This window comes from Streptomyces uncialis, assembly GCF_001905345.1.
GTDB lineage: Bacteria > Actinomycetota > Actinomycetes > Streptomycetales > Streptomycetaceae > Streptomyces > Streptomyces uncialis.
Genome location: NZ_LFBV01000006.1, coordinates 461,510 through 482,567, shown reverse-complemented (window position 1 = coordinate 482,567; position 21,058 = coordinate 461,510). Strand labels below are relative to the sequence as shown.

The window sequence follows — 21,058 nt, the reverse complement described above, 5'->3', positions numbered from 1 at the left end:
GGGACTTCTCATCTATTTCCGCCGCACTATGACAAGCGGGCTTTATGGGCGGGACGAATTCTGTTCACCGGCCGCCGGCCAGGAATTCCCCGGCCGCTCACCGGCGATCTTGGACCGCCCGCTCCTCGTGTCCGCCGGCGCGGCACGGGGCGCACCGGCGGACACGAGTGGCGCACGCCACACGCGCCGACCCGGACGGGGGGAGGTCCGCCACCCGGGGCCCCGGGTGACTCGCGTACGCTGGCCGCTCACTCGCTCTGTGTGACCGGACCGGGAGCGTCCCCACTCCCGACGCCGCGGGAAGCCCCTCCCGCGGGTCCGCCGAGGGTGAGCGACCATCCGGGAGGTACCGCATGCCAGGGACGACCACGGCCGCCGCACGGGCAGCCGCGGACGCGCTCGGCGAGCGTCTCGGCAGGCTGCGCGACACGCTCCTCGCCCGGCCGGGCGACCCGAAGGACCCCGGCGCCAACCGCTGGCTCGTCCTGCTCGTCCTCTGTGTCAGCCTGCTGCTCGTCGCTGTCGACGCGACCGTCCTGCACGTCGCCGTCCCCGCCGTCACCGAGGACCTGCGGCCCAGCGGTGTCGAGCTGCTGTGGATCGTGGACGTGTACCCGCTGGTCTGCGCCTCGCTGCTGATCCTCTTCGGCACCCTCGGCGACCGGGTCGGCCGCCGCCGGGTGCTGCTCCTCGGCTACGCGCTGTTCGGGGTGGCCTCCGCGATCGCCGCCGTCGCGGACGACGCGGGCGTACTGATCGCGGCCCGCGCCCTGCTCGGTGTCGGCGGCGCGATGATCATGCCCGCCACGCTCTCGATCCTGCGGCAGATCTTCCCCGACCGACGCGAACGCGCCCTCGCCATCGGCGTCTGGAGCGCGGTCGCCGCCGTCGGCGCGGCGATGGGCCCGCTCGTCGGCGGCTTCCTGCTGGAGCACTTCTGGTGGGGCTCCGTCTTCCTGATCAACATCCCCCTGATGCTGATCAGCCTTCCGATCGGGCGGCTGCTGCTGCCCGAGTCCACCGGCGACCGCGACGGACCCTGGGACGTGGTCGGCGCGCTGATGGCCGCCGCCGGACTCTTCGCCCTGGTCCTCGGCGTCAAACAGCTGGGCGGCGAGGGCGCGGACGGCGGCCCGCTGACCCTCCTGCCGCTGATCGGCGGCGCGGCCCTGCTCGTCACCTTCGTACGGCGCCAGCGCCGCCGCACCTATCCGCTGGTCGATCTGCGGCTGTTCGCGCGGCCCGCGTTCAGCACCTCGGTCGGGTGCATCGTGCTCGCGATGCTCGCCCTCGTCGGCCTCGAACTCGTGGCCGCGCAGTACTTGCAGCTCGTCCTCGGGCTGTCCCCGCTGGAGACCGGGCTGCGGCTGCTGCCGCTCACCGTCGCCGCGATGACCGCGGGTCTCGCCGGAGCCCGGATGCTCCAGCGCTTCGGCCCCCGCACCATGGTCGCCCTCGGCTTCGTGCTCACCGCCACCGCCGTCCTGACCCTGACGTTCATGGGCCACCAGGACAATCGCGGTCTGCTGCTCTGCGGATTCCTGATGCTCGGCTTCGGCCTGGAGACCACCCTGTTCGGGGCGTACGAGTCGATGCTCGCCGAGGCGCCCGAGGAACAGGCGGGCGGCGCCGCCGCCATCGGGGAGACCTCCTACCAGCTCGGCGCGGGCATCGGCATCGCCCTGCTCGGCAGCGTCATGAACGCGACGTACGGACACGGCCTCAGCGTGCTGCCCGGGGTGCCCGGCGGCGCCCAGGAGGCGGCGCGCCACTCGCTGGGGGAGGCGTACGAGGTGTCCGAGCGGCTCGGCCCCGGCGCGGGGGAGACGCTGCGCACCGCCGCGCGCGACTCCTTCGTCGACGGGCTGCACATGACGCTCGCGGTGAGCGCCGCCCTGCTGGTGCTCGGCGCGCTGGCCGCGCTGCGGCTGCCGAGGGACATGGAGTGCCCGGCCCCCGCGGCGAAGCCCGTGACGTCCGGTCCGGGCGCGGAGCTGCCCTCGCCCCGCAGCGCGAGCGGCTCGCGCACCTCCGCCGACGCGACGGTGTGACGCTCCGGCCCGGTCGCCGTTGCCACCGGGAGGACCCCCGGCTAACGTCGGCCCCCGAGCCTGGTTACCGCTGCTAGTTTCCGTCGTCGGAGGTACACCCATGTCCGCGTCGCCCAAGCCGCCGCCCTTCGACCCCGCCGACCCGCTCGGCATCGACGACCTCCTGGAGCCCGAGGACCTCGCGATCCGGGACACCGTCCGGGCCTGGACCCGCGACCGGGTGCTGCCGCACATCGCCGAGTGGTACGAGAGCGGCGAGCTGCCCGTCGTCCGGGAACTGGCGCGGGAGCTCGGCGCGCTCGGCGCCCTCGGGATGTCCCTGGAGGGGTACGGCTGCGCGGGCGCGAGCGCGGTGCAGTACGGCCTCGCCTGTCTGGAGCTGGAGGCCGCCGACTCCGGCATCCGCTCCCTGGTCTCCGTGCAGGGCTCGCTCGCGATGTACGCGATCCACCGCTACGGCTCCGAGGAGCAGCGCCGGGAGTGGCTGCCCGGGATGGCCGCGGGGGAACTCATCGGCTGCTTCGGACTGACCGAGCCCGACCACGGCAGCGACCCGGGGTCGATGCGCACATACGCGCGCCGCGACGGTGACGACTGGGTGCTGAACGGCCGCAAGATGTGGATCACCAACGGGTCCGTGGCGCAGGTCGCCGTGGTCTGGGCGCAGACCGACGGGGGAGTGCGCGGCTTCGTCGTCCCCACCGGCGCCCCGGGGTTCAGCGCGCCCGAGATCAAGCACAAGTGGTCGCTGCGCGCCTCCGTCACCAGTGAGCTGGTGCTGGACGACGTACGGCTGCCCGCCGACGCGGTGCTGCCCGGGGTCACCGGGCTGCGCGGTCCGCTGGGCTGTCTGTCGCACGCGCGCTACGGGATCGTCTGGGGCTCGATGGGCGCGGCCCGGTCGAGTTTCGAGACGGCGCTGGCGTACGCCGGGTCACGGGAGCAGTTCGGCAGGCCCATCGGCGGCTTCCAGCTCACCCAGGCCAAGCTCGCCGACATGGCGGTCGAGCTGCACAAGGGCATTCTGCTGGCCCATCATCTGGGCCGCCGGATGGACGCGGGGACGCTGCGGGCCGAGCAGATCAGCTTCGGCAAGCTCAACAACGTGCGGGAGGCGATCGAGATCTGCCGTACCGCCCGGACGATCCTCGGCGCGAACGGCATCTCGCTGGAGTACCCGGTGATGCGGCACGCCACGAACCTGGAGTCGGTGCTCACCTACGAGGGCACCGTGGAGATGCATCAGCTCGTGCTGGGCAAGGCGCTCACCGGACTCGACGCCTTCCGGTAAGGCCCCCCGGCCCTTCCGTCGCCCGTCCGGGTGATCCCCGGTACGGGCGGTGACGCCCCGGCCGAACCGGCCGGTGAGCGGCCCTGCCTCAGCTCTGGTTGAAGAAACCGTCGCTGCGACGGCCCTGGGCCTCGCCGCTGACGATCTCGGTGTGCGAAGGGGTGAGCAGGAAGACCCGCGTGGCCACGCGCTCGATCGAGCCGCGCAGTCCGAAGGTCAGACCGGCCGCGAAGTCGACGACGCGCTTGGCGTCGCCGGGCTCCATGGCCGTGAGGTTCACGATGACCGGGACACCGTCCCGGAACAGTTCACCGATGGCGCGGGCGTCCCGGAAACTGTCCGGGGTGACCGTGCCGATGCGGCGGCCGGTCTCCTCGGCGGTGTCCGTGGCGACCTTCACCCGCGGGTCGGTCACCCAGGCGTTGCCGTGGCTCCCGGTCGCGTCGGTCGTGTCGTCCTCGTAGCTGTCGTAGTAACGCTCATCATCGTTGTCGTCGACGAGGCCAAGCCAGGCACTCGCCTTGCGCACCGATCCCATGGACGCCTCCTCTCACAGCGGTCTTGCGTGGTTCCGCCCCCCTATGGTCGACCATGATGCTGACAACGCGCCAAGGGGTTGGTCGCCGCGCTGGGTTTTCGTGACGGTACTGGTGCACAGCAAATCGGTAGAGGTCCCCTGATTCCAAGGGTCTTGCGGCACAACGCTGCTGACTGTGAGTGAAATATGATTTCTCGCGGCGTTTGGGTGATGCCCGGTGCGTCCGGGTGAACGGACCGGCCGGTAGCATGCGCCGATTCGGTTACGGCACGGGGGGAGCGTCGTCATGTTCGGCATTGTCAGGCCCTGCAAGCATCGCTTGGGGGAGCGGCTCGGAGCCGCGTGGATGGCTCATTTGTGCGGCCTGTGCCTCGCTCTGCGAAGGGATCACGGGCAGTTCGCCCGGCTTGTCACCAACTATGACGGTCTGCTGGTCTCGGTTCTGACGGAAGCTCAGGCCGAGCGGGCCGAGGAGGGCCGGCGCCGGGCCGGACCCTGTCCGCTGCGCGGGATGCGTGGTGCCTCAGTGGCCCGTGGGGAGGGTGCCAGGCTCGCCGCGGCGGTCTCCCTGGTGCTCGCCGCGGCCAAGATGCGGGACCACGTCCTGGACGGTGACGGACTGTTGGCTCGAAAGCCCATAGCGGTCGCCGCACGGCGTGTCGCGACCAACTGGGACAAAGCGGGTCAACGTACCGGTACGGCTGTGGGCTTCGACACCGCGCTCCTGCTCGACGCGGTCGACCGCCAGCCGGGCATCGAGGCACTCGCGGGCCCCGGCACCCCGCTGCTCACCGTCACCGAACCCACCGAGACCGCGACGGCCGCCGCCTTCGCGCACACCGCCGTCCTCGCCGGCAGACCCCACAACGCCGCGCCGCTCGCCGAGGCCGGACGCCTCTTCGGCCGGCTCGCCCATCTCCTGGACGCCGTCGAGGACCGGGACACCGACGCCGCCACGGGCGCGTGGAACCCGCTCACCGCCACCGGCACCGACCTCACCGAGGCCCGCCGCCTCGCCGACGACGCGCTGCACGGGATACGTCTGGCGCTGCGCGAGGCCGACTTCACCGACGGCGGACTCGCCCATGTGCTGCTCGCCCATGAACTGCGGAACTCGGTGGACCGCGCCTTCGGGTCGCGCTCCTGCGGGCACCCGGGCGCGGGTGACGAGGCCGCGCCGGGCACGCACGGGACCCTGTCCGGACCCGGCGCCGCCCACACGGCCAGCGCCGCCCACACGGCCGGCGCCGCCCACACGGCCGGCGCCGCCCACACGGCCGGTGCGCACACACCCGGCGGGCCGAACGGGCCTTACGCGCCGAACGGACCGTACGCCCCGAACGGGCCTTACGCGCCCGGCGGACCCGGTGGCCCCGGTCCGGGTGGTCCCTTCCCGCCCGGACCGCCGCGCCGGGACCGGCGGGGGATGCTCGCGGGCTGTCTGGTCTGGGCCGGACTCGCCTGCACGTGTCAGCTCTGCTGTGGCGAGTACGAGGACCCCTGGTCGCGTGAGCGCCGTCCGTCACCGTGCGGGAACTGCGATTGCGGGGTGTGCGGCGAATGCTGCAACTGCTGTAGCTGCTGCGGCGGGGACGGCGAGGGCGGCTGCTGCGACTGCGGGTGCGACTGCTGATCCTTCCGTCGCCCGGTTCGCCTCCTGCCCGGCCGGATACGGTCCCGTCCCTGGGCGGGCGGGAGTGCGGGACCCGTCCCTGGGCGGGCGTGGGTGCGGGACCCGCACCCGGGTGGGAGGGGTACGGCACCCGCACCGGAACGGCAGGGGTGCCGGTCCCGTACCCCGGGTCGCCCGTACCTCGGGTCGCCGGGTCGCCGGGGTGCCGGTCCCGTACCCAGGGCCGCCGGGGTGCTGGGGTGCCGGGGGTGTCGGGTGGTCCTGGGTACGGGACCGGCGGCCGGGGTGTGCTCAGCCCTTGGACTCCGGCGGGGAGATCTCCGAGGTCTTGATGGCGGAGCCCTTCGTGCCCCACTTCGCCAGGATCTTGTCGTACGTCCCGTCCTCGATGAGCTTGTTGACCGCGGCCTGGAAGGCGGGGGCCAGCGGGGTGTTCTTCTTGAAGGCGAAGCCCACGTCCAGCCGGTGGAACTCGCTCAGGAACTTCAGCCCCTTCTGATGGGACACCGCGTACCGCAGACCGTTGATGGTGCTCATCACCACATCGGCGCGGCCCTGCTGGAGCGCGGACCAGATCGCGCTCTGATCGCTGTACGTCTGGACGCTGTACGCCTTCTGCCCGTCGCACACCTTCTTGTTGTCCTGGAGCGTCGCCTCGAACGTCGTGCCCGCGCTCGTCGCGACCTTCAGCCCGCAGAGCTGCTTGAGATCCTTGATCTCGGGCAGATCGCTGTCCTCGCGCGCGGCGAAGCCCTGGCCGTCGTTGATGTACGTCACGAAGTCGATCGTCCTGCGGCGCTCCTCCGTCACCCCGAAGTTGCCGGTGCCCAGGTCGTACTTGCCGCTGCCGAGCGCGGGCAGGATCGCCTCGAAGCTCGCCACCTCGCGCTTCAGCTCGATGCCCAGCACCTTCGCCACCGCGTCCGCGAAGTCCACGTCCTGACCGACGAGCGTCTTCCCGTCGTCCAGGTACGCCGAGCCGGGCGGGTTGCCGCCGACGCTGGTCGCGAGGGTCAGTTCACCGCTCCCGCGGACCTCCGCCGGCAGCAGCGCCGCGGCGGCCGGGTCCTTGGCGAGCGAGGACACCACATCGGTCGTCGGGAGGTCCGCGTTCTTCGCGGCGCCCGTCCGGGTACCCGGGTCCGATCCGCCCGACCCGTCCGAACCGCACGAGGTGAGCGTCAGCGCGGTGGCCGTGATCAGGGCGAAGGTGGCGAAACTGCGATGGCGGGACAGCGTGGACGTACTCATGGTGTGGCGTTCTCCAAGTACCGACAGATGAGACGGACGACCGGAAGGTGAGAGGCCCGGCGGGAAGGCGGTGCGCGCGGCCCGGCCCAGGCGCGGCCGGCCGGCCCGTCCGGGGTCGCCGGTCGGGCCGCGCGGGGCGCGGCGGAGCTGTCGGGAAGCGGTCGGGAAGCGGCCGGCCGCGGGTCCCGCCGGAGCGGGTCACCCGCCGGCGGTCACCGAGGGCACTGCGGGAAGGGCACTGCTGAGGGGAGGGGCCGAGCTGGCGAACGTGTGTGAAGGCACTGCGGGCACTGCGAAAAGGGAAAGGGCGCCGGAACGGCGGGAACAGCGGGAACGGCGGGGCGGACCGTGCGCGGGACGCGGAAGGTGGCCCGGTGCCTCGGAGAACGCGTGACGGCCGTCGCGCGGAGAGAGAACCGCGGGGCCGGGCAGCGTGGCGTCAGCTCAACAAGACGCCGACCACACTCGACCGAAGTCGATGTGGGAGCGTGTGACCAGCCACTGCTGCGGATGCATGGTCACAAGTGGAACAGGCATCCGGGTCGCCGTCAACCGACTTGAGACGTACGGCTCAGAGTGTGGACACCCTTGACAGCGTGGCGGACAACACCCTTAGTCTCAAGGCGTATTGGGACACCCGCCGCTGCTGAGGGGCTCGGTCGGTGTCCATGTGTGAAGGCCAGTCCGTGCCGACTTCCCGTGCCCGCGGAGCCTTCGCATGTCCTTGCCCACGCTCACCAAGAGCTCCCCCGCCCGACCACGTGATCCGTCCGGCGGCCCGCCTCTCACCCTGTCGATCGTGCGCCGGCCCAAGGCCGGTCAGTGGATCGCCGCCGTCGTCCTGCTCGCCCTGCTCGCGGCCGCCGTCCGGTCCGTGGTCCGCAACGACGCCTTCCAATGGGGCGTCGTCGGTGAGTACTTCACCTCCGCGTCCGTACTGCGCGGCCTCGGTCTCACCCTGTGGCTGACCGCCCTCGTGATGGTCCTCGGCTTCGCCCTCGGCACCCTGCTCGCCGTGATGCGCCTGTCCGACAACCCGGTACTGCGCGCCGTGAGCTGGGGATACGTCTGGCTGTTCCGGTCCATGCCGATCCTCGTCCAGCTGCTCTTCTGGTTCAACATCGGCGCCCTGTACCCGCAGATCCTCGGGGTCAGCACCGTCAATCTGCTCGACCCCATCACCGTCGCCATCATCGGACTGACCCTGCACGAGGCCGCGTACGCCGCCGAGGTCGTCCGCGGCGGCATCCTCTCCGTGGACCGCGGACAGATCGAGGCCGCGCAGGCGCTGGGGCTCGGCCGGGGGCGGCGCTGGCGGCGGATCGTGCTGCCGCAGGCCATGCGGGCGATCGTGCCACCGGCCGGGAACATGCTGATCGGCACCCTCAAGGGCACGTCCATCGTCTCCGTGATCGCGGTCGCCGATCTCCTCTACTCGGTGCAGCTCGTCTATCACCGCACCTACCAGGTGATCCCTCTGCTGCTCGTCGCCACCGTCTGGTACGTGGTCGTCACCTCCGTGCTCAGCGTCGGCCAGTACTACGTCGAACGGCACTACGCCCGGGGAACGGAGACCCGCCGATGAGACCCACCCTGGTCATCGTGGGCGCCGGCCCCCGGACCACCGGCCTGCTGGAACGCATCGCCGCCAACGCGCCCGGACTGCTGTCCGGCGACGGCGCCGACGCGCTGGACATCCATCTCGTGGACCCCTATCCGCCGGGCAGCGGCCGGATATGGCGCCAGGACCAGTCCCCGCTGCTGTGGATGAACTCCATGGCCGAGGACGTCACCATGTTCACCGACGAGACCGTCCCCCTGGACGGGCCCGTCCGCCCCGGACCCACCCTCCACCAATGGGCGGGACTCGACGGCGCCGCCTTCCCCGGCCGCCGGCTCGGCGGTTCCTATCTGCGCTGGGTGTACGAGCGGGCCGTGGCCGCACTGCCCCCCGGGATCACCGTCCACCACCACGCGCGCCGCGCGACCCGCCTCCAGGGGGACCGCGACGGCAGCCAGCGGGTCTGGATCGAAGGACGCGCCGAACCGCTCACCGCCGACCTGGTGATCCTCGCCCTCGGCCATGTCGAGGCCGAACTCGACGCCGAACAGCGCGGGTTGCGCGCCTACGCGGACCACCATGGCCTGCTCCATCTGCCGCCCGACTACACCGCCGACATCGATCTGTCCGCACTCGCGCCCGGCGAACCGGTACTGGTGCGGGGCTTCGGTCTCGCCTTCGTCGACCTGATGGTCCTGCTCACCGAGGGCCGCGGCGGACGGTACGAGGAGGGCCCCGGCGGCGAGCTGACGTACCGGCCCACCGGACGGGAACCCGTACTGCACGTCGGTTCCCGGCGCGGGGTGCCGTACCACTCGAAGATCGGGTACTCCTGGTCGGGGGAGCGCCCGCCGCTGCCCCGGTTCTTCGGCCCCGCCGAGGTGGACGGGCTGCTGGCCCGGCCCGGTGGCGCCGACTTCGTCCGCGATGTGTGGCCGCTGATCGACAAGGAACTGGGCTTCGCCCACTACCACCGGCTGTTCGCCACGCACCCCGAACGGACCCGGGTCTCCTGGACCGACTTCGAGGAGAAGTACGCCGCCGCCGGGCCGCTGAGCGACGAACTGCGCGCCCTGGTGGCGTCCTCGGTGCCCGACCCCGCCGACCGGCTCGACCTCGCCGCCCTCGACCGGCCCCTCGACGGGGTGCGCTACCCCGACGGCGACGCGCTCCAGGACGGGGTACGCGCCTACATCACCGCCGACCTCGCCCGCCGGCACGACCCCGCGCACAGCCCCGACCTGGCGGTCTTCCTCGGACTGCTGTCGGTGTACGGGCAGCTCATCCGGCTCGGCGACACCGGTCCCTGGTGGCACGGCTTCTTCAGCTACCTCGCCTCCGGACCGCCCGGACCCCGGCTGCGGCAACTGCTCGCGCTCTCCCGGGCCGGGATCGTCCGGTTCCTCGGACCCGGTATGACCGTCACCGCCGAGGACGGGGTCTTCCGCGGCTCCGGCCCCTCGGTGCCCGGACGGTCCGTCACCGCCCGCGCGCTCATCGAGGCGCGGCTGCCGCACCCCACCCTCCAGGACACCAGCGACTCCCTGCTGCGCGGGCTGTACACGGAAGGCGTACGGGTCACCTCCGCCGGACTGCTCGCCGTGGACCCGGCGGACGGCCGGGTCCTGGACCGGGACGGCGTACCGCATCCACGGAGGTTCGCCCTCGGCCCGCACACCGACGCCCGGGGCTCCGGGGCGTTCACCCGCCCCTGCACGGGCGGCCCCTCCTTCCGGCAGAACGACACCACCGCGCGCACCGTGCTCGCCTTCCTGCGTGACGTGTCCTGTCGCGCCGCCGCCTGACGGCCCCGGCCCGTCCGGCCCTACGCGAACCCTCCCGCGCGCGTGCGCGAACCCACAGGCCCCGAGGAAACCTCATGTCCCTGACCAGCGATCCACCTCTCGACACCACGACACCACGACCCGTCCCGGCCGACGACGGCTTCGCCTCGCTCAAGGTCGTTCCCGTCCGGCACCCCTGGCGCTGGGCCGCGGTCGTCGCCACCGCCGTGCTCCTGGCCCAGTTCGTCCACGGGCTGGTCACCAACGCGGGCTGGGAATGGGAGGTGTTCGCGGAGTTCTTCACCGCGGACGTGGTCCTCAGGGCGGTGTGGGTCACCCTTCAGCTCACCTTCTACGGCACCGCCCTCGGCTTCGCGCTGGGGATCGTGCTGGCCTTCATGCGGCTGTCGGCCAGCCCGTTCCTGAAGGCCGTCGCCTTCGGCTACATCTGGGCGTTCCGCTCGATCCCGCTGATCGTCCAGCTGCTCTTCTGGTTCAACCTGGCCTATCTGTACAAGGAGTTGCAGTTCGGTATCCCGTTCGGGCCCGGCTTCTTCACCTTCGACACGATGGGCCTGGTCGGCGCGATGAGCGCGGCGGTCCTCGGACTCGCGCTGCACCAGGCCGCGTACGCCGCCGAGATCGTCCGCGGCGGGGTGCTCGCCGTGGACACCGGGCAGCTGGAGGCGGCCGCCGCGCTCGGTATCCCACGGCTGCGGCAGATCCGCCGGATCGTGCTGCCGCAGGCGATGCGGTCGATCCTGCCCAACGCCGCCAACGAGGTCATCTCCCTCTTCAAGGGCACCTCGATCGTCTCCGTCATGGCGATCGGCGAGCTGTTCTACCAGGTCCAGGTCATCTACGGCCGCAACGGGCGCGTGGTCCCGCTGCTGATGGTCGCCACGGTCTGGTACATCCTCCTGACCACCGCGCTGTCCGTCCTCCAGTACTACGTCGAACGACACTTCTCGAAGGGGGCCACGCGATGAGCGCGCCCGTACCCGCTTCCGCGGTCACGAAGACCGCAGGCACGGTCGGTCCGGCCGGCACGGTCACGAGCACCACAGGGGAACCCGACGGGGGTACCGCCGGGGAGGCCGGCGGCAAGGCGGCCGGCGACAACGCGGCTGTCGGCAAGGCGGCTGTCGGTGAGGCGGTCGTGGCGGACGGCCCCGGCGACCAGGTGGCCGTCGAGGAGGAGTCCGGGGCGCCGGTCATGGTCGAGATCCGGGGTGTCCACAAGAGCTTCGGGACGCTGGAGGTGCTCAGGGGCATCGATCTGAACGTCCCCGTGGGCGAGGTCACCGTGATCCTCGGCCCCTCCGGCTCCGGCAAGTCGACCCTGCTGCGGACCATCAACCATCTGGAGAAGGCCGACAGCGGCTGGATCAGCGTCGACGGCTCCCTCATCGGCTACCGCCGCTCCGGCGACAAGCTGTACGAGCTCCGCGAGCGCGAGGTACTGAGGCAGCGCACCCGGATCGGGTTCGTCTTCCAGAACTTCAACCTCTTCCCGCATCTCACCGTGCTGGAGAACATCGTGGAGGCTCCCGTCTCCGCGCTGAAACGGCCCCGCAAGGACGCCGTCGCGGCGGCCCGGCGGCTGCTGTCCCGGGTGGGGCTCGACGACAAGGCCGACGCCTATCCCAAGCAGCTCTCCGGCGGTCAGCAGCAGCGGGTCGCGATCGCCCGCGCGCTCGCCCTCGAACCGAGGCTGCTGCTCTTCGACGAGCCGACCTCCGCGCTCGACCCCGAACTCGTGGGCGAGGTGCTCGACGTCATCAAGGACCTCGCCCACCAGGGCACCACGATGATCGTCGTCACCCATGAGATCGGCTTCGCCCGCGAGGTCGCCGACACCGTCGTGTTCATGGACGAGGGCCGGGTGGTCGAACAGGGGCCGCCCGCGGCCGTCCTCGACGCGCCCCGGCACGAGCGCACCAAGGCGTTCCTGTCCAAGGTCCTGTGACCTGCCCGTAGCTGTCCGGTCCGTATCCGTACCGTCCGCTGATCGTTTTCGCAGCTCCCTTCTCCCTTCTCCCTTCTCCCTTCTCAGGTCCTTTCGCTGTTCCCGCCGCTGTTCCGTTCGCGCGGCGGCTGCCCGGTCCGTCCGGGTCCGCCGCGCGTGGAACCGCCTCATCCCACCCTCATCGGTCACCAGTTCAGGAGTACGACTGTGTCTTCCCGTTCCCCTCGTGGTCCCCGGTCCGTCAGACGGCCCCGCCGCGCTCTCGTCCTGTCCGCCGCCGCGCTGGTGGCCGCACCGCTGCTGGCCGCCTGCGGAGGTGACAGCGACGCCGCGTCGTCCGCGACGGGGCAGGCCAAGGGCGACAAGGCCGGCGGGATCAACATCGGCCCCGACCAGAACCGGGTCAGAGGCACCAAGGACGAGAAGATCGCGGCCCTGCTGCCCGACGGCATCCGCGAGAGCGGTCTCCTGCGGACCGGGCTGGGCGCCGACTCCTCCCCGCCGCTCGGCTTCTTCGCGACCGACGACAAGACCCGGATCGGCTCCGAGATCGACATAGCGACCCTGGTCGCCGACACCCTCGGACTGAAGGTCAAGCCCCAGACGGTGTCCTGGGAGAACCTCTTCGTCGGCCTCGACAGCGGCAAGTTCGACGCCGTCTTCTCCAATGTCACGGTCACCGAGGAGCGCAAGGAGAAGTACGACTTCGCGACCTACCGGCTCGACAACATCGCGTTCGAGGCGAAGAAGGACGCCGACTGGAAGATCACCGGCCCGAAGGACGTCGCGGGCCGGACCATCTCGGTGTCCTCCGGCACCAACCAGGAACGCATCCTGATCGACTGGAGCGAGCAGAACGAGAAGGCGGGCCGCAAGCCCGTCGACATCAAGTACTTCCAGAAGGACACCGACTACTACCTCGCCCTCCAGTCGGGACGGATCGACGGCCACCTCGGCCCCTACCCCACGGTCGCCTACCACGTCGCGACCTCCGGACAGACCAAGGTCGTCGGTTCGCTGTCCGGCGCGGGTGACGCCCTCCAGGGCAAGATCGCCGCCACCACGAAGAAGGACAGCGGGCTGGTCGACGCCTATGCCGCCGCCCTCGACCACGTCATCGCCGACGGCTCGTACGCCAAGGTCCTCAAGCGCTGGGGACTGTCCGGTGAGGCCGTGAAGAAGTCCGAGGTCAACCCGGAGGGACTGCCCCGGACCTGACCCGGTGCCATGCGGGGCCCGTCGGCCTACCCCCGACCGGTCCGGCGGCCCGTCCGCCTGCCCGGTCCGCCGCCGGGCCCCGCGTGGGACCCCCACCCCCACCCGAGAGGTACACCGACATGACCGCTTCCACCGGCCGGGGGCTGCTGCACCTGGCCGCCGCCCTCGATCTGCCAGGCGCCTACGACCCCCAGCCCTACACCGAACTCGTCCGGCTCGCCGAACGGGGCGCCCTGGACTTCGTGACCCTCGGCGACTCCTTCGGCCGCCCCGGCCCCGACGCGCTCGCCGTGCTCGCCCGGCTCGCCCCGGTCACCGGGCGCGTCGGACTGGTGCCGACCGTGACGACCACCCACACCGAGCCCTTCCACCTCCAGGCCGCCGTGGCCACCCTCGACTGGGTGAGCCGGGGCCGGGCCGGCTGGCAGGCCGAGGTCTCGCAGGGGGAGCACGAGGCCCGGCTGTTCGGCCGCCGCGACGCCGCGCCCCCCGAGGCGCTGTGGCGGGAGGCGGCGGACGTGGCCGAGGCGGCCACCCGGCTGTGGGACAGCTGGGAGGACGACGCCGAGATCCGCGACACATCGACAGGGCGCTTCATCGACCGCGACAAGCTGCACTATGTCGACTTCCAGGGCGCCACCTTCTCCGTGAAGGGCCCCTCGATCGTGCCCCGGTCCCCCCAGGGCCACCCCGTCATCGTCGTCGACGCCACCGACCCGCACGCCCGTGACACCGCCGCCCGGTACGCCGATGTGGCGCTGGTCCGCGCGGTGGGCCCCGCGCAGAGCGCCGCGCTGCGCACCGGACTGCGTACGGCCGCCGCCGCCCACGGCCGTGACCCCGACACCCTGCGGGTCCTCGCCGCCCTCGCCGTCGACCTCGGCGAGGGCGAGTACGCGGCCGAACCGGGCCACGGCGGCGGAGGCCCCCGGCCCAGCCCGTACGGTCCGCTCTACCGGGGCGGGCCCGTCGACCTCGCCGAGCTGATCGCCGCCTGGCACTCCTCCGGCGCCGCCGACGGCTTCCACCTCACCCCCGTCGAACCGCGCCGTGACCTGGAGCGGCTCGTCAACGGAACCGTCCCGCTGCTCCAGCACCGCGGACTGTTCCGCACCTTCTATCCGGGCAGCACGCTCAGGGAGCACCTGGGACTCGCACGGCCCGCCAACCGCTACGCCCTCGTGGGGGACCCCTCATGACCAGCACCCACCGCGGCCCCGGCCGCGCCCGCAGGCGGATGCATCTCGCCGCCCACTTCCCCGGCGTCAACAACACCACCGTGTGGTCCGATCCGCGCTCGGGTTCGCAGATCGACTTCGCGTCCTTCGAGCATCTGGCCCGCACCGCCGAGGCGGGACTGTTCGACTTCTTCTTCCTCGCCGAAGGGCTCAGGCTCCGCGAGCACAACGGACGCGTCCACGACCTGGACGTGGTGGGCCGCCCCGAGTCGATCACCGTGCTCAACGCGCTCGCCGCCGTCACCGACCGGCTGGGGCTCGCGGCCACCGTCAACGCCACCTTCAACGAGCCCTTCGAACTGGCCCGCCGACTGGCCACCCTGGACCATCTCAGCGGTGGCCGCGCCGGATGGAACGTCGTCACCTCCTCGGACGCCTTCACCGGCGAGAACTTCCGGCGCGGCGGCTATCTCGACCGGGCCGACCGCTATACCCGGGCCGCCGAGTTCGTCGCCACCGCCCGGGAGCTCTGGGACTCCTGGCCGTCGTCCGACGAAGCGCCACGGCCCTTCGCCCACCAGGGACGGCAGTTCGACATCGCGGGCCGCTTCACCGTGCCGCGCTCCCCGCAGGGCCACCCGGTGGTGATCCAGGCCGGGGACTCCTCGGACGGCCGGGAGTTCGCCGCCTCCTCCGCCGATGTGATCTTCAGCAGGCACGGAACGCTGGAAGGGGGCCGCGCCTTCTACACCGACGTCAAGGACCGGCTGGCCCGCTACGGCCGGGAGCGCGACGAGCTGAAGATCATGCCGGGAGTCACCGTCGTCCTCGGGGACACCGCCGCCGAGGCCCAGGAACGCGCCGCCGAGATCCGGCACCAGCAGATCTCCCCGCAGAACGCCCTCCACACCCTGGAACAGGTGTGGGGCGTCGACCTCTCCGGCCACGACCCGGACGGCCCGCTCCCTGCGTTCGACCCCGATCCCGACTCCGCGCTGGTGCAGGGCCGGGTGCGGCTCGCCGACCCGGTCACCGCCGCCGCGAAATGGCGCGCGCTGTCCGAGGAGAAGGGGCTGTCGATCCGGCAGACCGTCATCGAGGCGACCGGACGGCAGTCGTTCATCGGGACGCCCGAGGCGGTGGCCGCCGAGCTCGTCGAGTTCGTGGACTCGGACGCGGCCGACGGATTCATCCTCGTCCCGCATCTCACCCCGGCCGGGCTGGACGGATTCGTCGACCGCGTGGTGCCGCTGCTCCAGGAACGGGGGGCGTTCCGCACGGAGTACTCGGGCCGCACCCTCCGGTCCCACCTGGGGCTGAAGGCGCCCGCCGGGGAACGGGCGACGGAACCGGTGTCGGAACGGGTGGGGGAGTCGGTGACGGAGCGGGTGGGGGAGTCGGTCTCCTGAGCAAGTGCCGGAAGCGGGATTCCTGAACGGGGCCCGGGTGCCGGGTGCTGGGGTGCGCGATGTGGGCCGGGTGCCGGAGACGGGTTTCCTGAGCGGGTGCCGGGTGCCGGGTGCCGGGTGCCGGGTGCCGGGGGTGCGCGAGGTGGGAGCTGCGGGCCGGGTGCCGGATGCTGCGGGGCGGACTGGGCCGGGGCCGGGGCCGGGGGAAAGCGGTCGGTCGCGGTGACGTGAAATGTGTCATGAGGACCACATAAGAGGACGGAGCGACGGATGAGTGACGAGGGACAGCAGGGGCCGGCCGAGGACGCCGTGCAGGAGTGGAAGACATGGCACGCACGGCGGACCGAATCCGTCGCCGCGCCCTACGGACCCCTGGCTTTGAGGGGTACGCACTGGCTCCAGGACCATCCGGAGGGCCTAGTTCCGGCCATCCCCGGTCGATGGAGCACCGCGTCGGACGGCACGGGAGTGGTTCTCGGCGCCACCGCCGACAACGGTCTGACCCTCGACGGGCGGCCGTTCACCGGTGAGGTCGTACTCACCGCCGACCCGGGCGGCCCCGACACCGCCCGGATCGCCCGGGGGGACCGCCGCTTCGTGGTCCTCGTACGTGAGGGGCTCTGGGCGGTACGGGACTTCGACCCCGCCTCGGACGCCCGCACCCGGTTCCGGGGGATCGACGCGACCCCGTACGCGGCGCGCTGGTCGGTTCCCGGGCGCTTCACCCCGTACAGCGGGGACCGGCGGACGGTTCGGGTCGAGAACGCCGACGGACGCAGCCGTGGCCTGGGGCTCGACGGTGAACTGGCCTTCTCCCTCGACGGGCGGGAGCACACGCTCCAGGCGGGCGTGGAGGCCGACGGCTCGCTGTGGGCCGTCTTCGCCGACACGACCAGCGGCAAGGCTCCGGAGGCGGGCGGCAGCCACCGATTCCGGTTCCTGCGCCCCGGGCCGCCCGACGCCGAGGGGCGTGTGACGGTGGACTTCAACCGCGCGCAGCTGCCGCCGTGCGCCTTCGCGGACCATTTCCTCTGCCCCTTCCCTCCCCCTGGCAACGCCCTCCCCGTGGCGGTCGCCGCAGGGGAACGGAACCTGCTGGGGCGGTAGTCCGTCTGTGGGGACAGTGGGCCCCGGTGGGCCCCGGACCGTGAAGAGCGTTCCGTGCGAAACGGGTGCGAAAGGTCCGGGGATGCCGCCGGGGTTTGTCGGCATGTCCATGGCGGACGGCTGAAAGGTGCCCTTGTCCGTGACTGTTGAGGCTCGAAATACTCCCGGCAGCGCTTGTCAGGGACACGGCGTGTTCGGATAGCGGACGTGCTCGCCCCTGACTGCGCCTCACGGGCCCAAACCCCACGCGGGCCCCAGACTTCCCTCGGGAGGAACGACAGTGAGGAACAAGCGCACCACCCCCCGCAGTACGACCACGAGACGCACCCGGCTCGTGGCGATGACCACCGGACTCGTGGCCGCGGCCGCGATGGCCCTGCCCTCGGCGGGCTCCGCCAGCGCGGACACCGCCCGCGCCTATGACGCCGTCGAGCTCGCCAAGGCGACCAACTCCGTACTCGAAGCCGATGTGGCGGGCACCGCCTGGCATGTCGACCCGGCCACCGGCCGTGTGGTCGTCACCGCCGACAGCACCGTCTCCGCGGCGGAGATAGCCGGGATCAAGCGCGCCGCCGGGGACTCCGCCGGTGCCATCACGGTCAAGAAGGTCAAGGGGACCTTCAAACCGCTCATCTCCGGCGGCGACGCCATCTACGCCAGTGGCTGGCGCTGTTCCCTGGGCTTCAACGCCCGCCGGGGGACCACCCAGTACTTCGTGACGGCCGGCCACTGCACCGAGGGCGCCGGTACCTGGTACTCCAACTCCGGACGTACCACGGTCCTCGGCACCAGCGCCGGGACCAGCTTCCCCGGCAACGACTACGGGCTGGTGCGCTACACCAACACCTCCGTCAGCAAGCCCAGCGCGGTCGGCGGCCAGACCATCACCCGCGCGGCCAACCCGACCGTCGGCACCGCGGTCCAGCGCCGCGGCTCCACCACCGGTCTGCACAGCGGCCGGGTCACCGCGCTCAACGCCACCGTGAACTACGGCGGCGGCGATGTCGTCTACGGCATGATCCAGACCACGGTCTGCGCCGAGGGCGGCGACTCCGGCGGCGCGCTCTTCGCCGGTACCACCGCGTACGGACTGACCTCCGGCGGCAGCGGCAACTGCTCCTCCGGCGGCACGACCTTCTTCCAGCCGGTCGTGGAGGCGCTCAACGCCTATGGCCTCACCATCGGCTGATCCCGGTGGCCGACGGGGTGACCCTCCAGCGATCGGCTGACACCCCGTAGCATCGCGAGCCTCCGCCGGGCCGTCCCGGCGGAGGCTCGTCGTGTGCCAGGTGTGCCGGTTGCGCCCGGTAGCGCCCGGTAGCGCAGGTGCGCCGGGACAGGTCCGGGGACGGCGGGCGGAGGCGGGGCGGGCTGCCGACGGGCCGGTCGGTACGGTCATGCGCCGCATCCCGGGTCCCCGGACCGCTCTCCAGGGCGGTGCCTCGGGCGCCGGGCAGACTCATTACCCTGACGCCATGACACCGGTCGCCGCCAGAGACATCCCCCGGGGCGACGAGCTGCTGCTGCTCATGCGCTGCACGGGCTACCGCTTCAACCGCAACGGTGTGGCGACCGGGGCCACCGCCCCACCGCACGAGGACGACCTGGCCGAGGCCCACCGGCTCGGCAGGCCGATCGGGGTCAAGGAGGAATGGGCGGCCGGCGAGATCGTCGCCCGCTCGGTCGCAGCGGCCCGCGCCCTGGACCCCGATGCCGTGCTCTCGGCCTTCGTCGCCGGTGTCGGCGGCAGCGCGCCGCGCGGCAGGCAGATCCTCATCTCCTACGCGTGGGCGCGGCATCTCGCCGAAGCGCCTCAAGGGCCTCACGGTGTGCCCGATTGCGGGCTGAGCGAGGTCGAGCGCCTCGATGTGACCGAGGAACTCGTCCGTATCGCCTGCGGATGGGCCTGGAACGAGATCCCCGCGCGCTGTCTGCCCGATCTGGAGGCGGCGGCGTCCCATGGACTGCCTGAGGCGACCGGCGCGGACCTCGACGCGCTGCGCGCGCTCCTGGACCTGGTGGCCGCGCAGCCGCAGGGCACCACGCCCGGCCAACTGGAACGGACCGTCGCCAGGGCCGGTCTGCTGGCACGCACCGACAAGTACCAGCGCTACGGCATCCTCATCGGGCTCGCCGAACTCGGTGTGCTGCCGAACCCCCTGCTCGCACCCTCCTTCGACCGGTTCGTCCCCCGGGCCGAGGTCCATGAGGCCCACCGGGGGATGCGGGGCGCGCCCCGCTCGGACATCACCCTGCCGCTCGCGGCCTGGCGTGGCGGAGTCGACGCGGCCCGTGCGGCCCGGCTGACCGGCGCCTGCCGCTGACCGGCGCCTACGGCTGATCCGCGCCGGACCCCGCGCTTCCCGGGGCGGCCCCGGCGGAGCCGTTCTCACCGGAACCGCCCGCTGCGGGGGTCGCGCGGAGCTGCCGCTCCTTGTTTCCGGGACGGTTCGATGTGCCACTTCAGCCTCCTTGTCCACACGGTGAATTCCGGTCTCAGTAGGGCGAGAACAAGACAGGACTAGTCCTCACCCTCTGCCGAACCATTCGTCGCACGCGGTGTTTGCACAGGGAATCGCGACCGCGTGACCAGGGGCGCCCGATGCGCGAGGAGCGCGTATCGCCTCTCGTGCGCGCGTCCTGAAGGCGACCTTGTGTGCTACCGGGCGGTATCGGAATAGTGGGCTCCGCCAGTTGGCATGGACGCGGCTAGTTCTTGTTCGCCGGATTCCTGCCCTTATGCCCTTCGGTGCCGGAGGCCCCACGCACTCCGGGACCGACCCCCCACAGGAGGACGTGAGTTGACGCACCGACGTATACCCAAGCGGCGGGCCGCCCTCGCCGGCGCGGGTGTTCTCGCACTCGTGGCCGGAGCAGCTACTTTCCAGAGTGCGAACGCGAGTACGGAACGACCCCTCGACATCCCGAAGACACTCTCGGCCGTGACGGCCGGAAAGCTCTCCAAGGCCCTGTCCCAGGATCTCGGCGCCGACGCGGCGGGCTCGTACTACGACAGCGGGACCAGGCAACTCGTCGTCAATGTGGTCGACAAGGCGTCGGTCAGGACGGTCGAGGCCGCGCGGGCCAAGGCCAGACTCGTGGAGAACTCGCTCGCCGAACTGAGGAGCGCGCGCACCACACTCACCGACAGGGCGAGCATCCCCGGGACCTCCTGGGCCGTCGACCCGACCACCAACAAGGTCGTCGTCACCGCGGACCGCACGGTCCGCGGGGCTGAGCTGAACAAGCTGAACCGTGTCCTCGAAGGGCTCGGCGGCGCCGTCGAACTCCAGCGGAGCGCGGGGGAGTTCAAGCCCTTCGCCGCCGGTGGTGACACGATTACCTCCGGCGGAGGGCGGTGCTCGCTGGGCTTCAACGTCGTCCGCGACGGACAGCCCTTCTTCCTGACGGCCGGGCACTGCACCAACGGCACGACCACCTGGTCGGACAGCTCCGGACAGCGGATCGGGCAGACCGCCGAATCCAGCTTCCCGGGTGACGACTACGGGCTTGTGCGCTACGAGTCCGGTGTCGCGCATCCCAGTGAGGTCAACCTCTACAACGGCGCCACCCAGCCGATCGCCCGCGCGGGCGACGCGACCGTCGGTATGCGGGTGGTGCGCAGCGGCTCCACCACACAGGTGCACGAAGGGGCGGTCACCGGGCTGGACGCCACCGTGAACTACGGCAACGGAGATGTCGTCAACGGGCTCGTCCAGACCGATGTGTGCGCCGAGCCGGGGGACAGCGGAGGGTCGCTCTTCTCCGGTGACACCGCGATCGGGCTGACCTCCGGGGGCAGCGGCAACTGCTCCGCCGGGGGGACGACCTTCTTCCAGCCTGTGACCGAGGCGCTCCAGGTGCTCGGGGCGCAGATCGGCTGAACCAGGGGGCCTGGTGAAGCGGTGCGCGAGGCTGTCCGAGAGCCTGCGTGCGAGGTCCGCCACCGGGCCCCTTCCGGCTGCCCGCACGAGCATTCGTCCGGTCCGCCCGAGCATTCGCCCCGCCTGCCCGAGGGTCCGTCCGGCCCGCCCGCCGAGCATCTGTCCGGCCCGTCCGAGGGCCCGT

16 protein-coding genes are annotated in these 21,058 nt (G+C 71.8%); 14 read left to right on the top strand and 2 right to left on the bottom strand.

The genetic code is table 11. The features are described from left to right. Positions 1-353 precede the first annotated feature (353 nt). Together AB852_RS24595 and AB852_RS24590 are read left to right on the top strand one after the other, a co-directional pair. A complete protein-coding gene (locus AB852_RS24595) occupies positions 354-2,051 on the top strand; it encodes an MFS transporter (RefSeq protein ID WP_079184888.1) in 1,698 nt (565 codons plus the stop codon). A gap of 100 nt (positions 2,052-2,151) precedes the next feature. Next, complete coding sequence (locus AB852_RS24590) at positions 2,152-3,342, top strand: acyl-CoA dehydrogenase family protein (protein ID WP_073792337.1); 1,191 nt, start codon at positions 2,152-2,154, stop codon at positions 3,340-3,342. An 88-nt stretch (positions 3,343-3,430) separates the two neighbouring features. Here the strand turns inward: AB852_RS24590 and AB852_RS24585 are convergent, their stop codons facing one another. After that, complete coding sequence (locus AB852_RS24585) at positions 3,431-3,880, bottom strand: cell division protein SepF (protein ID WP_073792336.1); 450 nt, start codon at positions 3,878-3,880, stop codon at positions 3,431-3,433. A gap of 286 nt (positions 3,881-4,166) precedes the next feature. Here AB852_RS24585 and AB852_RS39900 point away from each other — a divergent pair, with 286 nt between their 5' ends. Continuing rightward, a complete protein-coding gene (locus tag AB852_RS39900) occupies positions 4,167-5,513 on the top strand; it encodes a DUF5685 family protein (RefSeq protein ID WP_073792335.1) in 1,347 nt (448 codons plus the stop codon). 291 nt (positions 5,514-5,804) lie between these two features. Here AB852_RS39900 and AB852_RS24575 read toward each other — a convergent pair whose 3' ends face one another. Then, positions 5,805-6,764 carry an ABC transporter substrate-binding protein gene (locus tag AB852_RS24575; RefSeq protein ID WP_073792334.1) on the bottom strand — a complete coding sequence of 320 codons (960 nt, stop codon included), beginning with the start codon at positions 6,762-6,764 and terminating at the stop codon, positions 5,805-5,807. 718 nt (positions 6,765-7,482) lie between these two features. On the opposite strand from AB852_RS24575, the gene AB852_RS24570 reads away from it, so the two are divergent. The 11 genes from AB852_RS24570 (at position 7,483) to AB852_RS24520 (ending at position 20,874) form a co-directional block, all read left to right on the top strand. After that, positions 7,483-8,349 carry an amino acid ABC transporter permease gene (locus tag AB852_RS24570; RefSeq protein ID WP_073792333.1) on the top strand — a complete coding sequence of 289 codons (867 nt, stop codon included), beginning with the start codon at positions 7,483-7,485 and terminating at the stop codon, positions 8,347-8,349. Then, a complete protein-coding gene (locus AB852_RS24565) occupies positions 8,346-10,130 on the top strand; it encodes an FAD/NAD(P)-binding protein (RefSeq protein WP_073792332.1) in 1,785 nt (594 codons plus the stop codon). The genes AB852_RS24570 and AB852_RS24565 overlap by 4 nt, the downstream gene beginning before the upstream one ends. Before the next feature lie 74 nt (positions 10,131-10,204). Beyond that, positions 10,205-11,098 carry an amino acid ABC transporter permease gene (locus tag AB852_RS24560; protein WP_073792331.1) on the top strand — a complete coding sequence of 298 codons (894 nt, stop codon included), beginning with the start codon at positions 10,205-10,207 and terminating at the stop codon, positions 11,096-11,098. Between the two features lie 227 nt (positions 11,099-11,325). Next, positions 11,326-12,078: an amino acid ABC transporter ATP-binding protein gene (locus AB852_RS24555; RefSeq protein ID WP_073792413.1), complete on the top strand. Its 753-nt coding sequence runs from the start codon at positions 11,326-11,328 to the stop codon at positions 12,076-12,078. 207 nt (positions 12,079-12,285) lie between these two features. Further along, the gene (locus AB852_RS24550; protein ID WP_073792330.1) at positions 12,286-13,296 is read left to right on the top strand and encodes an ABC transporter substrate-binding protein; all 1,011 of its coding nucleotides are present in this window, start codon (positions 12,286-12,288) and stop codon (positions 13,294-13,296) included. 119 nt (positions 13,297-13,415) lie between these two features. Beyond that, complete coding sequence (locus AB852_RS24545; RefSeq protein WP_073792329.1) at positions 13,416-14,495, top strand: LLM class flavin-dependent oxidoreductase; 1,080 nt, start codon at positions 13,416-13,418, stop codon at positions 14,493-14,495. Then, entirely contained in the window at positions 14,492-15,883 is a 1,392-nt protein-coding gene (locus AB852_RS24540) for an NtaA/DmoA family FMN-dependent monooxygenase (RefSeq protein ID WP_079184887.1), read from the top strand. Before AB852_RS24545 ends, AB852_RS24540 begins: the two co-directional genes overlap by 4 nt. Positions 15,884-16,153: 270 nt before the next feature. Next, positions 16,154-16,990 carry a DUF1684 domain-containing protein gene (locus tag AB852_RS24535; RefSeq protein ID WP_073792328.1) on the top strand — a complete coding sequence of 279 codons (837 nt, stop codon included), beginning with the start codon at positions 16,154-16,156 and terminating at the stop codon, positions 16,988-16,990. 280 nt (positions 16,991-17,270) lie between these two features. Beyond that, positions 17,271-18,179 carry a S1 family peptidase gene (locus tag AB852_RS24530; protein WP_073792327.1) on the top strand — a complete coding sequence of 303 codons (909 nt, stop codon included), beginning with the start codon at positions 17,271-17,273 and terminating at the stop codon, positions 18,177-18,179. A gap of 286 nt (positions 18,180-18,465) precedes the next feature. Continuing rightward, positions 18,466-19,314, top strand: coding sequence for a hypothetical protein (locus tag AB852_RS24525; RefSeq protein ID WP_073792326.1), 849 nt, complete (start codon positions 18,466-18,468; stop codon positions 19,312-19,314). A 477-nt stretch (positions 19,315-19,791) separates the two neighbouring features. Continuing rightward, positions 19,792-20,874, top strand: a complete 1,083-nt coding sequence (locus AB852_RS24520; RefSeq protein ID WP_073792325.1) for a S1 family peptidase — start codon at positions 19,792-19,794, stop codon at positions 20,872-20,874. Positions 20,875-21,058: the final 184 nt, after the last annotated feature.

Excerpts from the sequence above, each read along its gene's own strand:
- AB852_RS24540 (WP_079184887.1), top strand. The coding sequence starts at position 14,492 with ATGACCAGCACCCACCGCGGCCCCGGCCGCGCCCGCAGGCGGATGCAT.
- AB852_RS24565 (WP_073792332.1), top strand. The coding sequence starts at position 8,346 with ATGAGACCCACCCTGGTCATCGTGGGCGCCGGCCCCCGGACCACCGGC.
- AB852_RS24525 (WP_073792326.1), top strand. The coding sequence starts at position 18,466 with ATGACACCGGTCGCCGCCAGAGACATCCCCCGGGGCGACGAGCTGCTG.
- AB852_RS39900 (WP_073792335.1), top strand. The coding sequence starts at position 4,167 with ATGTTCGGCATTGTCAGGCCCTGCAAGCATCGCTTGGGGGAGCGGCTC.
- AB852_RS24590 (WP_073792337.1), top strand. The coding sequence starts at position 2,152 with ATGTCCGCGTCGCCCAAGCCGCCGCCCTTCGACCCCGCCGACCCGCTC.
- AB852_RS24555 (WP_073792413.1), top strand. The coding sequence starts at position 11,326 with ATGGTCGAGATCCGGGGTGTCCACAAGAGCTTCGGGACGCTGGAGGTG.
- AB852_RS24585 (WP_073792336.1), bottom strand. The coding sequence starts at position 3,880 with ATGGGATCGGTGCGCAAGGCGAGTGCCTGGCTTGGCCTCGTCGACGAC.
- AB852_RS24575 (WP_073792334.1), bottom strand. The coding sequence starts at position 6,764 with ATGAGTACGTCCACGCTGTCCCGCCATCGCAGTTTCGCCACCTTCGCC.
- AB852_RS24595 (WP_079184888.1), top strand. The coding sequence starts at position 354 with ATGCCAGGGACGACCACGGCCGCCGCACGGGCAGCCGCGGACGCGCTC.
- AB852_RS24570 (WP_073792333.1), top strand. The coding sequence starts at position 7,483 with ATGTCCTTGCCCACGCTCACCAAGAGCTCCCCCGCCCGACCACGTGAT.
- AB852_RS24560 (WP_073792331.1), top strand. The coding sequence starts at position 10,205 with ATGTCCCTGACCAGCGATCCACCTCTCGACACCACGACACCACGACCC.
- AB852_RS24545 (WP_073792329.1), top strand. The coding sequence starts at position 13,416 with ATGACCGCTTCCACCGGCCGGGGGCTGCTGCACCTGGCCGCCGCCCTC.
- AB852_RS24535 (WP_073792328.1), top strand. The coding sequence starts at position 16,154 with ATGAGTGACGAGGGACAGCAGGGGCCGGCCGAGGACGCCGTGCAGGAG.